This is a genomic window from Lactobacillus sp. A27, assembly GCF_016742815.1.
Taxonomy (GTDB): domain Bacteria; phylum Bacillota; class Bacilli; order Lactobacillales; family Lactobacillaceae; genus Lactobacillus; species Lactobacillus gallinarum.
This window is the reverse complement of record NZ_JAEHNT010000004.1, coordinates 33372-47902: the sequence shown is the minus strand read 5'-3', so window position 1 is coordinate 47902 and position 14531 is coordinate 33372. Positions and strand designations below refer to the sequence as shown.

15 protein-coding genes are annotated in these 14531 nt (G+C 36.3%); 9 read left to right on the top strand and 6 right to left on the bottom strand.

From position 1 onward, the window contains the following. Positions 1-139 precede the first annotated feature (139 nt). Entirely contained in the window at positions 140-1240 is a 1101-nt protein-coding gene (locus tag JEM49_RS00815) for a serine hydrolase domain-containing protein (RefSeq protein ID WP_342211661.1), read from the top strand. A gap of 9 nt (positions 1241-1249) precedes the next feature. Then, positions 1250-1873, top strand: coding sequence for an NUDIX hydrolase N-terminal domain-containing protein (locus tag JEM49_RS00810; RefSeq protein WP_025006154.1), 624 nt, complete (start codon positions 1250-1252; stop codon positions 1871-1873). Between the two features lie 36 nt (positions 1874-1909). On the opposite strand, the gene JEM49_RS00805 is transcribed toward JEM49_RS00810, so the two are convergent. Then, positions 1910-3520: an Mbeg1-like protein gene (locus tag JEM49_RS00805; protein WP_201873188.1), complete on the bottom strand. Its 1611-nt coding sequence runs from the start codon at positions 3518-3520 to the stop codon at positions 1910-1912. A 323-nt stretch (positions 3521-3843) separates the two neighbouring features. Between JEM49_RS00805 and JEM49_RS00800 the strand changes: the two genes are divergently transcribed. Then, positions 3844-4113 (top strand): FMN-binding protein, encoded by a 270-nt coding sequence (locus JEM49_RS00800; RefSeq protein ID WP_025006152.1) that lies wholly within the window; start codon positions 3844-3846, stop codon positions 4111-4113. Positions 4114-4123: 10 nt separating this feature from the next. Then, the gene (locus JEM49_RS00795; RefSeq protein WP_087175821.1) at positions 4124-4639 is read left to right on the top strand and encodes an SA1002 family membrane protein; all 516 of its coding nucleotides are present in this window, start codon (positions 4124-4126) and stop codon (positions 4637-4639) included. Between the two features lie 50 nt (positions 4640-4689). Here JEM49_RS00795 and JEM49_RS00790 read toward each other — a convergent pair whose 3' ends face one another. Continuing rightward, entirely contained in the window at positions 4690-5619 is a 930-nt protein-coding gene (locus tag JEM49_RS00790; protein WP_087235613.1) for a nucleoside hydrolase, read from the bottom strand. A 137-nt stretch (positions 5620-5756) separates the two neighbouring features. On the opposite strand from JEM49_RS00790, the gene JEM49_RS00785 reads away from it, so the two are divergent. Continuing rightward, positions 5757-6677 carry an aldo/keto reductase gene (locus tag JEM49_RS00785; RefSeq protein WP_201873185.1) on the top strand — a complete coding sequence of 307 codons (921 nt, stop codon included), beginning with the start codon at positions 5757-5759 and terminating at the stop codon, positions 6675-6677. A gap of 75 nt (positions 6678-6752) precedes the next feature. Here the strand turns inward: JEM49_RS00785 and JEM49_RS00780 are convergent, their stop codons facing one another. Further along, complete coding sequence (locus tag JEM49_RS00780; RefSeq protein ID WP_201873182.1) at positions 6753-8198, bottom strand: 6-phospho-beta-glucosidase; 1446 nt, start codon at positions 8196-8198, stop codon at positions 6753-6755. An 84-nt stretch (positions 8199-8282) separates the two neighbouring features. After that, the gene (locus JEM49_RS00775; RefSeq protein WP_025006149.1) at positions 8283-8987 is read right to left on the bottom strand and encodes a GntR family transcriptional regulator; all 705 of its coding nucleotides are present in this window, start codon (positions 8985-8987) and stop codon (positions 8283-8285) included. A 308-nt stretch (positions 8988-9295) separates the two neighbouring features. Here JEM49_RS00775 and JEM49_RS00770 point away from each other — a divergent pair, with 308 nt between their 5' ends. The 4 genes from JEM49_RS00770 to celB all read left to right on the top strand — a co-directional run bounded on the left by JEM49_RS00770 (position 9296) and on the right by celB (position 12191). Next, positions 9296-9631 (top strand): PTS sugar transporter subunit IIB, encoded by a 336-nt coding sequence (locus tag JEM49_RS00770; RefSeq protein ID WP_025006148.1) that lies wholly within the window; start codon positions 9296-9298, stop codon positions 9629-9631. Between the two features lie 27 nt (positions 9632-9658). Further along, complete coding sequence (locus tag JEM49_RS00765; RefSeq protein WP_014918983.1) at positions 9659-10021, top strand: PTS lactose/cellobiose transporter subunit IIA; 363 nt, start codon at positions 9659-9661, stop codon at positions 10019-10021. Between the two features lie 105 nt (positions 10022-10126). Continuing rightward, the gene (locus JEM49_RS00760) at positions 10127-10639 is read left to right on the top strand and encodes a PTS cellobiose transporter subunit IIA (protein ID WP_201873179.1); all 513 of its coding nucleotides are present in this window, start codon (positions 10127-10129) and stop codon (positions 10637-10639) included. Between the two features lie 199 nt (positions 10640-10838). Further along, the gene (celB, locus tag JEM49_RS00755; protein ID WP_087235609.1) at positions 10839-12191 is read left to right on the top strand and encodes a PTS cellobiose transporter subunit IIC; all 1353 of its coding nucleotides are present in this window, start codon (positions 10839-10841) and stop codon (positions 12189-12191) included. Positions 12192-12533: 342 nt separating this feature from the next. Here celB and JEM49_RS00750 read toward each other — a convergent pair whose 3' ends face one another. Continuing rightward, positions 12534-12944: a DUF3284 domain-containing protein gene (locus JEM49_RS00750; RefSeq protein ID WP_025006145.1), complete on the bottom strand. Its 411-nt coding sequence runs from the start codon at positions 12942-12944 to the stop codon at positions 12534-12536. Positions 12945-13048: 104 nt separating this feature from the next. Continuing rightward, on the bottom strand, positions 13049-14530 hold the full coding sequence (locus JEM49_RS00745) for a family 1 glycosylhydrolase (protein WP_201873176.1): 1482 nt from the start codon (positions 14528-14530) through the stop codon (positions 13049-13051). Position 14531 lies beyond the last annotated feature (1 nt).

Sequence of the window (14531 nt, the reverse complement as noted above, 5' to 3'; positions counted from 1 at the left end):
AGGCTTATGCCTCTTTTTTTCTACCAAAAAATCCCATTGATAGAATATCATAGAAATCTATCAACAGGATTTATCATAGAGCCTTTTAATTTTGTGGTAGAATATGTCAGGATTAAATGGCAGAGGGGGATTTTTTAGATTGAAGTCAAAAAAGATAATGTTAGCCATTTCATTTTTATCTTCATTTATTTTTTTAGGTAATAGCGCAACAGTTAATGCCAAGACATATTCTAATAGTCAATTACGTAAATATGCTGTTAAAACAATGAATAAGCATCATTTACGCGGCACGATTGAAATTGTTAAGGATGGACATCGTCAAACTGCTAATGTTGGTTATGGCTACTACAGACGTAAAATTAAAAATGGTAATAAGAAATTATTATATCCTGTTGGCTCATTGCAAAAATTTGTAACAGCGGCAATTATTACGCAGTTAATTTATCAAAAAAAGTTTTCACAAAATACTAAAATCTCACGGTGGTATCCAAGATTAAATCAGGCTAAGCATATTACAGTAGGTCAATTAATGACCCATACTTCAGGAATTAATGTGATTGGTACCGAGTCTAGTCATGGTATTAATTTCTCTGAAAAGGGCGCAATTAATTGGACTGTTGCTAAGGCCAATGCTGCATCTCACACCAAGCGGGGAGCTTTTAATTATAATAATGCCAATTATGTTTTGCTTGCAGGTATCATTCGCAAGGTAACAGGCAAATCTTATGCAGCAAACGTAAAAAGCAGAATTATTAAACCACTTCATTTAAAACATACATATATTTATCAAAATATTCCTCGTTCAAAGACAGATGCTATTTCATATCTTTATCGTCATGGTAAAAACTATCAAAGCGCTTCTTATGCTAATAGATATGTAGTGTCTCAACTTACAGGTGCGGGAAACTTATTCTCTACCGCTGGTGATTATTATAAGATTCAACGAGGATTGCATAATGGCAAAGTTTTAACTGAGAAGAAATTCAATTATTTAAGTCATTTAAAATCCAAAGTTAATACATACTCTGGCGGTTTTTATTTAAAAGATGGTGGTAAACTGAAATTAGCTTATGGTAATTTTGGAGATACTCATTTTACTAATTGGATGCAACTTACTACAGACAATAAAAATGGAATTGTGATGTTTTTAAATCAGTCATATGGTAGTAAAAATCAAATTAAAAGCGTAGGTTATAGCATTTTAAAACATATTAAATCTAACACTTTTATTAAAAGATAGAGGCTAAAGATGAAAACAGGAGATCAATTTACTGATTGGGCAATTGAATTACAGAGCATTGCTCAAAATGGTTTGAAATATGGTCATGATGTCTTTGATCGTGAACGATATGAACAGATTCGCCAAATTGCGGCTGAAATGATGACTGTTAAAACAGAGATACCAATTGAAAAGGTGAAAACTTTATTTTGCGGTGATGAAGGTTATCAGACTCCAAAAATAGAGACAAGAGCTGCAATTTTTAAAGATGATCAGATTTTATTAGTTCATGAGAAACTATCTGACGATTGGTCACTTCCGGGTGGTTGGTGTGAAGCCAATCTTTCTACAGAAGAAAACTGTATTAAGGAAGCAAAAGAAGAATCAGGTAGAGATGTCAAACCAATTAAATTGATCGCTTTACAAGATCGAAATAAACATAATAAGCCAATTCGAGCTACTGGAATTATAAAAGCTTTTTATTTGTGCAAGGTAATAGGTGGCGAATTCGAAAAGAATATTGAAACTACAGATTGTCGTTACTTTTCATTAAATAATCTGCCTAAGTTATCACTTGGTCGAAATACGCCTGAACAAATAAAGATGTGTTATGAGGCATCCAAAGATCCCAATTGGCAAACTGTTTTTGATTAACGAAAAAGCAAGATGGAAAAATCCATCTTGCCTTTTTCATCTGTGATTTTTTGGCATCTTGGGCCGCTGATCAAATAATTCTCCAATAAGTTTGAAGAAACCGTAGATAATTAATAAAATTCCCATTATCAGGATAGATTTGCGATCGAATGCTCGTGGATTAATGATGACGATAATTCCTAAGGCAAAGGCGATAACTGCTTCCGTAGCCACGACTGTGATCCGGAATACGCCTGATATTCTATGAAGAATTAGTTGCCGCAGTCTGACATAAGAATAAATAATTAAAAATATTCCCAAGAAATAGTGAGCTAAGAAGATTAACAAACGATTATTAGAAATTAAAGCCGTTGATAGAGCAAAAACAACTAAGTATGAAATAATAAAGAACTGTTTCTGCTTCTCTTTTAAACTAGAATTTGCCGTATCTAAAATTTGATGGACACTAAAGCCAATTCCAGCAAATGCTACTAGAACACCAAAAGCACGTAATGCATATTGAGGCATGGTTAAACTGATGATACCCAGCACTACCAGGATCCAACCAACGATTGTATCAGTCGAAAACAGTACTTTAGTTAGATGGCGACTTTTGATTGTTTGCCAAATTGATGAAAACAAGGAGCCAAAAACGAAGCGAGTTCTACGAGAAGAATTTGTGAATGACAGCAGAATAGCCCCAAAACCACCGAAACCATTTTTATCTAATTCGTTGATCTTGGTAGCGCCACTTGCGCCTAGTGCAGCAAATAAATCATTGGTTAGAGATTCGCGTTCTTCAAGCGTTGCGTTTCCAATCCATTGGTTGATTAGTTGATTGTAAACTTTTGATTGCGGATTTCTATGCCTTTTAGTATCAAAGCTCGAACCAATGATTTGCCAACTGAAAGTATCATGTTGACTCAAATTATTGCGCGTACTATTCACAATAGTTGGATGGATTCCTTCAGGTTCAAATAAGCGGCCGATAACGCTAAACTCTGGCACAAATCTTCTTAACGTGTTTTGTAGATATTTTAATGGAAGCTGTGCACCTACTTCTTCAGCGATACCAGGAGAATCAAAAGTGTAGATCCGCTTAATTCGTTTACGAAGTTTGGGCTCAATATTAATTGCAGCATATTCGGCTAAATTGCCACCTTTTGAGTGACCACAAAGATAATAATCTTGATTGTCCGCTTTTAAAATACGTTCGAGTAATTTAACTGCTTGCTTTTGTGCAACAGTAATTCTGAAACTAATTTCAAAGTCTTCTTTCCAACCGATAAGTGAATCATCTGTACCACGAAAGGCGACGAAATTAGTTCCATCAGTTAATTCGATTTTAATGGCACTAAATTGAGTATGTTTAGTTAACGTGCTAGTAAAATAAGATAATTGCGCCTTTTTAAAACGCTCGGCTCGTGCCATTAATTTAAATAGTTCTTGATATTGCAAATTATCATTACGTGGGTGATCATCTGCAAAATAGAGCTTAGCTGCTTCATCTACAGTAATTGTTTTAGCATCGCCACTAACAATATCATGCAATTCAAGATAAGAAAAAATAGATAAAACAAGTGCATCAATATCATTGAAAGGCGATGTACTAAAGTCAATGTCTCCACGCCATTTTAAATATGTAAGAATATTATTATCTGGATACATGTTTTACCTCTTCAAATGAAAAAACTATAATCCCCTCTACAATTTTAACGTAACTATTGAGAGATAGTGTAATAAAAAACTTTTTTAGCTATTTAACGACATTTGTTATTTTATACTATAACAAAAACAGGTAGAAGGGGATTCAACTACCTGTAATGATGGATTATAATAAGGACTTATAGAAATTATAACCCGCACATAAGTATATCAGTTATTGATAGTTAATGGTATACTTATATCTTTACATTTTTTGAAAAAATTACTCTTGTATGTATTGTACAATATGTATGAGGGCGTTTTTTTATTTTAAAAGGGGAATTTTTATGTTAAAAGATGGAATATATGATGCTGAAGCAAGAGGCATGGCAGGCTTTGTTAAAGTGAAGTTAACTGTTAAGGATCAAAAAATCGTGGCAGCTGATTTAGATTTATCTACTGAAACGCCACAATATGGTCAAAAAGCAGAAAAGCAGCTTGAAAATGAAATTCTGACTAAGCAATCTGCAGATATCGATGCGGTAAGTGGTGCAACTTTTACTTCAAATGGAGTTAAAGAAGCAGTTACGGATGCTCTAAAGCAAGCAAAAAAGTAGAGGAAGATTAATGCACGTTACAACATACTTTGTTATTGGAGCAATTATCATCTTGATTATTGCCCTTTTTCGTTCGGAGCATAAATTTGAATTTTTGAAGGCGGCAATTTTATTTCTTGCTCAAATTTTCTTTAGTACAGTTAACTTTTTGCTCTTTTTTGTAATTGCATATTTCATGATGCAGGATAAGGATCATGTGAATTTAGGGAATCTCTTCTTGTTGCTGGCGGCATTTGTGGTACTTTCCGGGATGTTTATCTATTGGGGAATGCGAGTGGCCGCTCATGTTTTCAAGTTTTCGACGACGACTTTGACTTTGGTTGAATATTATATTCAATGGTCGCTGATTTATGTGACAGTTTATCAGGCAATTTTCAGCAATATTAAGCATATCAGTACGATTACTCACTTCATTAGAGTAGGTAATTTCCTAGATCCGAATTTGCTAGTGGTTGTCGTTTTACCTTCATTTATTTCGGCGTGGATTGCCGTGATTTTATATAAAAAGTTTATTAAGGCAATTTAATTAAAAAGCATCCCAATTCCGGGATGCTTTTATTGTTCATGGTAATGTTATTACTTAGTTCTCTCAAGAATTTCATCCATCTTTTGGAAGAATAATTCCTTGTTTGCTTTAGTAACGATGTCAACTTCACGACCGTTAGGATCACGTCTAAAGCTACCAGCACTCATTCCATCAGTAATAACTGTAGCCTTAGCTTTTTCAGTTTTAACAACTTCTGGATACAATGCACTAACTGTAGTAAGTACATCCCAAAGGTAAAGTTCAGCAGAAGGGATTGAGATAATTAGGCTGTAGCCTTGGCCAACTAAATCCATAGCTGGATATTTGCGCAAACTTGCCCAGTGTTGCCGCAATTCATCATTTAATGGGATCTCTTCAGTACTTTCAAGGCCCACCATTTGAATTGAAATATTGGAATCAAAAACGCGTTTAACAGCGTATGGATCCCAGAATGAATTCCATTCCTGACTGCCATCTGCGTTAACCATGGCTACGTTACCATGATCATCAAGAGAGCCGCCCATCCAGTAAAGTTTTTTGATATGTTTTTCAATATCTAGGTCAACATCAAGAGCACGTGCTAAGTCAGTTAAAGGACCGGTCATAATTAATGTGACTGGTTCTTTTGCATGCTTAAGTTTTTCAACCATATCAAGGTGAGCAGGTAATTCAGCTTGTGGAGTATCGATCGAACCCTTTTCGTTTAAGATAGGTAAATAATTAAAGGAATATGTAGCCATGCGCCAGTCGTGTGGGAATTGGTTGACAGCTCTTGAATTTGAACGGGCAACTGCTAATTTATCTCCGCGCAGATTAAAAAGATCAGTCATCTTACGGCATGCTGCAACAGAGGGATCGATAAAACCGTCGGCATCGATTGCACCGACACCTAACAATTTGATATCAGGAGCTTGCAAAAGAAGCAGGTAAGATACTAAATCGTCAATGTTACCATCATGATTAAAATATATTTGTTTCATTTTTTGAACCTTTCTAACTAATTACATTCATTTTAGCATGTCTAATTAACAAGAAGTATTTTAATTTAAGATATTTGTAAAACCGCTTACATTAATCTTATAATAAGAGTATTGATATACACAGAAAGGCAATAACTATGAAACAAATTAAAATGGGACCATCTACGCTTTCCATTCCGGCTATGGCTTTAGGCATTATGCGGATGGATCAAAAAAGCGTAACAGAAGCGGCGGATGCAATTAGTGCAGCTTATGAAGAAGGAATTAACTTTATCGATTCAGCCGATATATATGGCGGTGGAAAGTCAGAAACAGTTTTTGGGCAGGCACTAAAAGAAACAAAGATTGGCCGAGATAAGCTCTTCGTCCAATCTAAAACAGGGATTGTACCAGGCAAGCGATATGATTTTTCTGAAAAATATATTTTGACTGCTGTAGATGGCATCCTAGACAGAATGCAGGTTGACTACTTAGATAGCTTGGTTCTGCACCGGCCCGATATTTTGATGGATCCAGAGGAGGTAGCGGAGGCTTTTGATACATTGCAGGCACAAGGGAAGGTGCGCTTCTTTGGTGTTTCTAACTTTAATGCTAGTGAAATTGAATTGCTTAAAACAGCAGTGACTCAGCCAATTATGTTTGACCAATTGCAGTTTGGCTTGATGCATACGGGGATGCTTGATAGTATTGTTCATACCAACATGACCGATGAAAAGTCAGTAGATCATGATGGCCAAACGTGGAATTACTTATTGCGGCACAAAATAACATTGCAGTGCTGGTCACCATTCCAATATGGTATGTTTGAAGGAACCTTTATCAATAATTCGAAGTTTCCGCAATTAAATGAAAAATTAGAAAAGTTAGCCGAACATTATCAAGTAGGTAAAAATGCAATTGCAGCCAGTTGGATTTTGCGTTGTCCTGGACAGATTCAAATCTTGGTTGGTTCAATGAATCCTCAGCATATTGCGGATTCAGCGGCTGGTAGCGACATTCAATTAACTAAGCAAGAATGGTACGATTTGTATTTAGCAGCCGGTAATGATTTGCCATAATAAGTTAAAAAGGCCAAATGAAAAGAGTTAGATGAATTTCACCTAACTCTTTTTTTAGTAATTAAGATAATTATTTTAATCTAAATCTTTACCGTTTGATTTGATGACCTTCTTGTACCAGAAGAATGAATCCTTACGTGAACGAGCCAAAGTACCTTCACCGGCATCATTCTTGTCAACGTAGATAAAGCCGTAACGCTTGTCCATTTGACCAGTACCAGCAGAAACCAAGTCGATGCAGCCCCATGGAAGGTAACCCATTAAGTCAACACCGTCGAGTTCAACAGCCTTTTCCATTTCTGAAATATGGTTTCTCAAGTAGTCGATTCTGTAGTCATCGTGAACCTTGCCGTCTTCAACCTTGTCGTAAGCACCAAGACCATTTTCAACGATGAACAATGGCTTGTGGTAACGATCTTGCAATTGGTTTAAGGCAATTCTCAAACCTTCTGGATCGATTTCCCAGCCCCAGTCACTACGCTTCAAAGTAGGGTTCTTAGCTACAGCTTTAGCTAAATCAGTTAAATCATCAGGCTTAACTTTTTCGCTTGAAACAGTAGTAGTTTGGTAGTAACTAAAGCCAACATAATCAACTGTACCTTCCTTTAAGACAATTCTATCTTCATCAGTGATGTCAGGACGGTAGCCATTTCTTTCGATATAAGCTTCAACAGCATTTGGATATTCGCCAAAAACATGAACGTCTGAGAACCAATCACGGCGTTGCCCCCACTTGTCAGCTAATAATACATCATCACTTGATGGAGTAAGTGGACGAACAGGTGAGTAGTTGATCATACAACCAATTTGGAAGTTAGGGTTGATCTTGTGACCAATCTTAACTGCTAATGCAGAAGTAACTAATTCATAGTGACCAGCTTGATACATTGCAGCTTCTTTATCCCTGTCAGTCATGTCATCTTTGAAAAGAATACCAGAATTAGTAGCCATTAAGAAGTCATTGTTAAATGCTGATTGGTTATCAATTTCATTGAAAGTCATCCAGTACTTAACCTTGTTCTTGTAACGCTTGAAGCAAACTTCTGCGAAATGTACGAAGAAGTCAATTACTTTACGGTTGGTAAAACCACCATAGTTCTTAGCCAAATTGAATGGCATTTCAAAGTGGGAGAGGGTAATTACAGGTTCAATGCCGTATTCATGACAGGTATCAAATAAATCGTCATAAAATTTTAAACCTTCTTCATTAGGTTCTTTTTCATCACCGTTAGGGAAAATTCTAGTCCAGGCAATAGAAGTTCTGAAAGCCTTAAAGCCCATTTCTGCCATTAACTTGATGTCTTCCTTGTAGTGGTGGTAGAAATCAATTGCTGAGTGGTTAGGATAGTTCTTACCTGGAAGAACACCATCAGTAATTTCACGTGGCTTAGTAGCGGAACCGACTGTCATAACATCGGCAACGGAAACTCCTTTGCCGCCTTCTTTCCAAGCACCTTCAAGTTGGTGAGCAGCTACAGCACCACCCCATAAAAAGTTTTTTGGCATTTTTGCTGAATACATTAATTATTCCTCTCTTTCTGTATGTAACTGGAAACGTTTACAATAGTCATTCTGACACAGTGTATTTTTAAAATCAAGTTGAATTTAGTCACCGTTGACTGTTAAGGCGCCTCGATCATAGCGATTGCGCGATTCTGATAATTCAAAGGGACGGCCGTCTTCTAAAAACGCTTTTTGTTGAATACATAAGACGGGATCGTCGATGGCACAGTCAAGATATTTCATATCGTAGGCATCAGATTTTTCTGCGGTAATGATCCGATCGTCCTTGCCAATTTTAAGCCCCAGCTCATTTTGAATATAGGAGTAAACTGATTTGTGCAGAATATCCATTGTAATTCCGGGGATGCGCTTAATCGGCATGACGGTATATTCCAACCTAGCTGGTTTTCCATTTAAGATACGTTGTCTAATAATGTCATAAACCTCATCATTTTTGTCTAGACATAAAGCTTTGCATTCTTCAGCGCTCGGCCGTCGAATATTAAACGAAATTACATTGCTAGTTAATAGAAAGGCGCTATTGACATGTCTGGTGAAGCCGGTATGTTCGTTGACACCAGAGTTAAGAAAAATATCAGGAATCGACTTGCTAGTAATGAAGGTACCGTGTCCCTTGACAGCTTTGATTAATTTTTTGCTTTGCAAAATTTTAAGAGCATGAACAATAGTTACTCGGCTAGTATGATATTTCTTAGCCAAATCAAATTGCTCAGGCAACTGTCTAACATACTTCTTTTCAATAATATCTTTTTCTATATCATTGGCTATTTCTTGATAACGACTCAAGGGTAAGCCTCCTCTCTATTGTAAAGGGAAATGTTTCATTGCTATTTTACCAGTTTTCTTTATAATTGTGTAAGCGGTTGCTAATTTTTATACAAAAATTGTAAGCAATTTCATAAGTAAAGTGGTATGCTTTACATGTAGCTTGTATGTATTTGAAAAGGCATACAAGTGATGCATAATATTTAGTGATGGGAAAACAAAAGTATATATTTTTGTTTACAAAACAATGAAAGCGTTTTATAATAATTGGCGTAGATCAATAAAAGAAATTTAAATATAAAACGTAATGATCAGGAGGATTTTATATTATGGCTGAACAAACTATTATGTTAAATTGTAGTGCAGGTATGAGTACTTCACTTTTGGTAACTAAGATGCAAGAAGCTGCTAAGGAACAAGGCATTGATGCAGAAATCTTTGCTTGCCCAGCTTCAGAAGCTGATGACAAGATTGCACAAAAGGAAATTGACTGTGTTCTTCTTGGGCCTCAAGTAAGTTACATGAAGGGTGACTTCGAAAACAAAGTTAAAGGCAAGGGTAAAGACGGTAAGGACATTCCTTTGGATGTTATCAACATGCAAGACTACGGCATGATGAACGGTAAGAACGTTTTGGCTCAAGCCGAAAAAATGATTAAGGGTTAATTAACTAATTAAAGGAGAGACAGATTTATGGCAGAAGAAAAGCAAACTCCAGAGCAAAAGGAACAAGAAACATTAATGGCTGCTATGGGCCTTATTGCTAATGGTGGTAACGCAAAAAGTTTAGCCTTTGAAGCAATTCGTCTTGCTAAAAAAGGCGATATTGAAGGCGCACGTGAAAAGCTTAAGGAAAGTGACAAGTCACTTCTTGAAGCTCACAATTCACAAACCAATATGCTTACCAAAGAGGCACAAGGTGACCATATGCATGTCACTTTATTAGTGGTACACTCACAAGACCACTTGATGAACGCTATTACCTTTAGGGACTTAGCTGGAGAAATGGTAGATCTTTATGAAAAGCTATATGAGTCTGGCTCTCTTAAGAAATAATATAAGTAATCGCTATAAAAATAGATCTCACGAAAAAGTGGGATCTATTTTTTTACGCAAAAATGCTAAAATGAAAATAATTAAGTTTAGATTGAGAGAAGAAATATGAATCAAAAAGAAGTCGAAAGAGAAAAAGCAGAGGTTGCGAAGACTAAGCACCGTGAAAGTATCAAATACATGTATTTTAGTCGGTATTTGATGATTAGATATATAGTAACTATCTTTTTATTTTGCAATCTGATGTGGTTTATTATTAGTGCATATTATGGTTCACGATTTGGAATTTTTGCTGCGCTAATTGTGGGAGTTTATTCTGCTGTAGCTAGTTTTGAGCAGTTATCTAAGATGCACAATCGTAAGCGTGACATTCCAATTACTAGAATATATTTATACGTCCAGATGGTAGTTAATGCATTGCTGGCAATCGGTTTGTTTACTCCACTTAAAAAGATGATTTTTCCATTTGTAATTAACAATGATATTTTGTATTTCATGGTTGCTTTCCTGTTAATCGGAATTGTTTTAGCGGCTTTATGCGAATTCAGAATTCATCAAATTTTGAACGATAAGGATCGTTATTACCGTGTAATTGAAGTTTTCAAGAAGCATCAACAATAGATTATATGAAGAAACTTATAAATAACTATAAGTTTTTTTATTTTGCCCAAAAGCCCATGATAATGGGAAAAGTAACGACTTTTGATTTCAACGGTATACCGTATGTAAAGAAAAAGCGTTTACATAAGAAATCGCTTTCGATATAATAAAGTTGTTCAGATTTGATGAATGTTTCAGAAATATTGAGGGGGAAAAGAATATGGCTGATTCTAATTCAGCTTCTTTCAAAGATAAGATTGCGGCAAAAGCCGGGAAATTTGCCTCATCACGCTTTGTTAGAGCTATCATGGACGCTGGCTATAGCGTTATTTCATTTTCTATTATCGGAGCAATATTCTTAATTTTAACTGTATTGCCACAAGCATTTCCAATTCCTGGATTTGCTGAATTTTATGCAAATACTTTAGGTCGTTTTACCAACTTATTCCAAGTTGTTTACAATGCTACTATGGGTATTTTGGCATTGATCTTTGCCGGTACTTTTGCATATTCATATACAAATATTTACCGTCAAGAAGAAAAACTTGATTTGGTACCAATGAATGGTTTATTAATGTTCTTAATGGCCTTTTTCATTACTGTGCCAGAACTTGTTTGGAAGAATGGTTCAATTCAATTTGTTACTATTCTTACTAAGGCTAAGATGGTTGCTGGTGGTTATGAGGCTTCAACTGGTGGTATTACTAGAATTGCCTCAGTTGGTATCTTTACCGGTTTGGTAGTTGCTTGGTTAACAGTTCAAATCTACCGTTACACGGTTAAGCATAACTGGAGAATTAAGATGCCTGCATCTGTTCCAGCTGGTGTATCTAACTCATTCAGTGCTTTGATTCCAGGTTTCTGTATTGCTTTAACTGTTGCAGTTATTGAATTGATTTTAGTAACTTTAGGAACTGATATCTTCAAGGTTCTTTACATTCCATTCTCATTCATTAGTAATATCGCTGATACTTGGTGGGGATTCCTCATCATTATCTTCTTGATCCACTTCTTATGGTGGTTTGGTATTCACGGTGCCACAATTATGAGTGCTTTCTATACGCCAATTGTTTTGGCTAACATGGCTGCTAACGTAAATGGTGCTTCACACTTCTTCGCTGGTGACCCAATGAACTCATTCGTAATTATTGGTGGTTCTGGCGCCACTTTAGGTATGGCTATCTGGCTTGCCTTTGGTTCACGTTCAGTCCAATTAAAAGAAATTGGTAAGGTTGAATTAGTCCCAGCTATCTTTAACATTAACGAACCAATTCTTTTCGGTTTACCAATCGTTTATAACATTAACTTATTGATTCCATTTATTTGTGCTCCGCTTGCTTCAGGTATTATTGGTTATGTTGCTGTAACAACTCATTTAGTACCTAAGATCATCGTACAACAACCATGGCCAACTCCAGTTGGTTTGAGTGGTTTCATCGCAACTGCTAGTTGGCAAGGTGCCGTTCTTTCAGTAGTTTGTGCGATCGTTGCATTCTTGATCTGGTTCCCATTCATTAAGCACTACGACAATGTATTGCTTAAGCAAGAACAAGCAGATACTGCTAAGAATTAATAAATTAAAATAAAACTTTGTTAACTTTGAACGATAAAAAACGTTGTCTAATCTGGCAACGTTTTTTGATTAATTAAAAATTCAGTTCATATTAATTTAGTTAACTTTAAGTAGTAATTCATAATTGGCAACAAATTTGAAAAGAGCAGTAGACGAAAAGATGTTGACGAGTATTATTGGGTATTTAAATTGAATAAGAACGGAAGAGTAATATGCATGAAGCAGAAACGTATTATTTACTTAATTAGCATTGATACTCAATTTAACCAATACCAGCATTGATCCATAAAAAAGACCGTAATTCAAACGAACTACGGTCTTTTTCATGCTGAGAGGGTGATTCTAAGCAGCCATATTGGCATAAACGTTGTCACCCATACGTTTTAATTCTTTTCTAGCGCCCATCTTAAGCTGCCAGTTATAGAACAAGGTCTGTAACTTACCATGCTTTTCACGGTCAAAGCTGAGCATATCTTCACTGAAGGTAATCTTTACGCCTTCGGCATTATCTTCAGTTACATACTTAATCTGGAGCTCAAGACGGCTAGTCTTGAAGTGAGCACCATAGACCTTGTTACGCTCATAATCGGTAATTTCAACCTTAGCACCGTCCATTTCGTACTTAGTACCCTTGCTTAAAACAACGGGCATATCATTGCCTCTAGCTTTTTTAATAGCAGGGATTAGTTGTTCTTCTAAATAATCAAAGAAATCTTTAGCTTTAAAGTTGAATTGTCTTGTAATAGTTATCAATTTTTCTCTTCTCTCTATTTCTATATTACTTATATCTTAATTATATTTATTTAAAAAAATAGAGTCTAGCTTTTTCATAAGTTAGGCTCTATTTTAGGATTAAATTAGTCTAAATCTTCACCGTTTGATGAGATGACTTTCTTGTACCAGTAGAATGAATCCTTAGGGTAACGCTTAAGTGATCCATTGCCACGATCATCACGATCGACATAGACGAAGCCATAACGTTTCTTCATTTCACCGGTACCGTTAGATACTAAATCAATTGCCGACCAAGTAGTGTAGCCCATTAAGTCAACGCCATCAATTGTAACGGCATCCCTCATAGATTTGATTTGACTACGCAAGTAATTAATACGGTAATCATCATGGACCTTGCTGTCTTTTTCTAAAGTGTCGGCGGAGCCTAAACCATTTTCAACTACCCAGAGAGGCTTGTGGTAACGGTCCCAGAGATCATTAAGAGCAATTCTTAAAACATCTGGGTCAGTTGCCCAACCCCAGGCATTACTTTCAAGGTAAGGGTTCTTAACGCCACCTGCGCTAACATTACCAGATGCTTTAGCTTCTGCTTCATGAGTAGTTAAAACATTTGAAGTGTAGCAGGAGAAACTTAAGAAGTCAGCAGGGTACTTAGCGATCAATTCGTAATCCTCTGGAGTATCATCCAGCTTAATTCCATCGCGTTCATACTTCTTTAAACGATATTCTGGATAGTGACCACCAGTTTGAACATCACTATAGAAAAGCATATCTTGCTTTACTTCCATAACTTTAATTTGATCCTTAGGATCACAAGTGTATGGGTAGTAAGCAGAGTAGGCTAACATTTGGCCAACGCGATTATTTGGATCGATTTCGTGAGCCAACTTAACTACTTTAGCACTTGCTACAAATTGATTGTGGGCACCTTGAGCCCGATTTTGTTCACTACCATCAATTAGGCCACCGCCCATGTATGGAGCCATATCCATCGCGTTAATTTCGTTAAAAGTAAGCCAGTATCTAACTTTGCCTTTGTAATGATTCATTACAATATTTGAATAATGAACAAAAGCATCGATTAAACGACGATCTTTCCAGCCACCAAAGCGAGTGATTAAAGAGAGAGGAGTTTCGTAGTGAGATAAAGTAACTAATGGTTCAATACCATACTTGGCACATTCATCGAATACCTTGTCGTAAAATGCTAATCCTTCTTCATTAGGCTTTTCATCATCGCCATTTGGTAAAATTCTGGACCAGTTCATTGATAAACGGAAAACATCAAAGCCCATGTCTGCCATATATTTAATATCTTCCTTGTAATGGTGGTAAAAGTCTGTACCTTGGTGACTTGGGTAGTAGTAACCATCAAGCAAAGCAGGAACAGCTTCTTCAGGTAAGCTGAAGTCCTTACCCCAAACTAGAGGTGTGACACCTGTTTCGCCATTAGGCTTTTTCCAAGTTACTTTACGTGGTTCAGTTGCTGAACCATTAGTTAAAACGTCAACGGCATTTAAGCCTTTGCCGCCTTCATCATATCCGCCTTCATATTGGTTAGCAGCAGTAGCGCCGCCCCAAGTAAATTCTTTTGTAAATGACATA

What these genes read in the sequence shown, in the direction of transcription:
- JEM49_RS00805 (WP_201873188.1), bottom strand. Translation starts at nt 3,520, where the DNA reads ATGTATCCAGATAATAATATTCTTACATATTTAAAATGGCGTGGAGAC.
- JEM49_RS00765 (WP_014918983.1), top strand. Translation starts at nt 9,659, where the DNA reads ATGGCAGAAGAAAAGCAAACTCCAGAGCAAAAGGAACAAGAAACATTA.
- JEM49_RS00795 (WP_087175821.1), top strand. Translation starts at nt 4,124, where the DNA reads ATGCACGTTACAACATACTTTGTTATTGGAGCAATTATCATCTTGATT.
- celB (WP_087235609.1), top strand. Translation starts at nt 10,839, where the DNA reads ATGGCTGATTCTAATTCAGCTTCTTTCAAAGATAAGATTGCGGCAAAA.
- JEM49_RS00780 (WP_201873182.1), bottom strand. Translation starts at nt 8,198, where the DNA reads ATGTATTCAGCAAAAATGCCAAAAAACTTTTTATGGGGTGGTGCTGTA.
- JEM49_RS00810 (WP_025006154.1), top strand. Translation starts at nt 1,250, where the DNA reads ATGAAAACAGGAGATCAATTTACTGATTGGGCAATTGAATTACAGAGC.
- JEM49_RS00785 (WP_201873185.1), top strand. Translation starts at nt 5,757, where the DNA reads ATGAAACAAATTAAAATGGGACCATCTACGCTTTCCATTCCGGCTATG.
- JEM49_RS00790 (WP_087235613.1), bottom strand. Translation starts at nt 5,619, where the DNA reads ATGAAACAAATATATTTTAATCATGATGGTAACATTGACGATTTAGTA.
- JEM49_RS00770 (WP_025006148.1), top strand. Translation starts at nt 9,296, where the DNA reads ATGGCTGAACAAACTATTATGTTAAATTGTAGTGCAGGTATGAGTACT.
- JEM49_RS00760 (WP_201873179.1), top strand. Translation starts at nt 10,127, where the DNA reads ATGAATCAAAAAGAAGTCGAAAGAGAAAAAGCAGAGGTTGCGAAGACT.
- JEM49_RS00745 (WP_201873176.1), bottom strand. Translation starts at nt 14,530, where the DNA reads ATGTCATTTACAAAAGAATTTACTTGGGGCGGCGCTACTGCTGCTAAC.
- JEM49_RS00800 (WP_025006152.1), top strand. Translation starts at nt 3,844, where the DNA reads ATGTTAAAAGATGGAATATATGATGCTGAAGCAAGAGGCATGGCAGGC.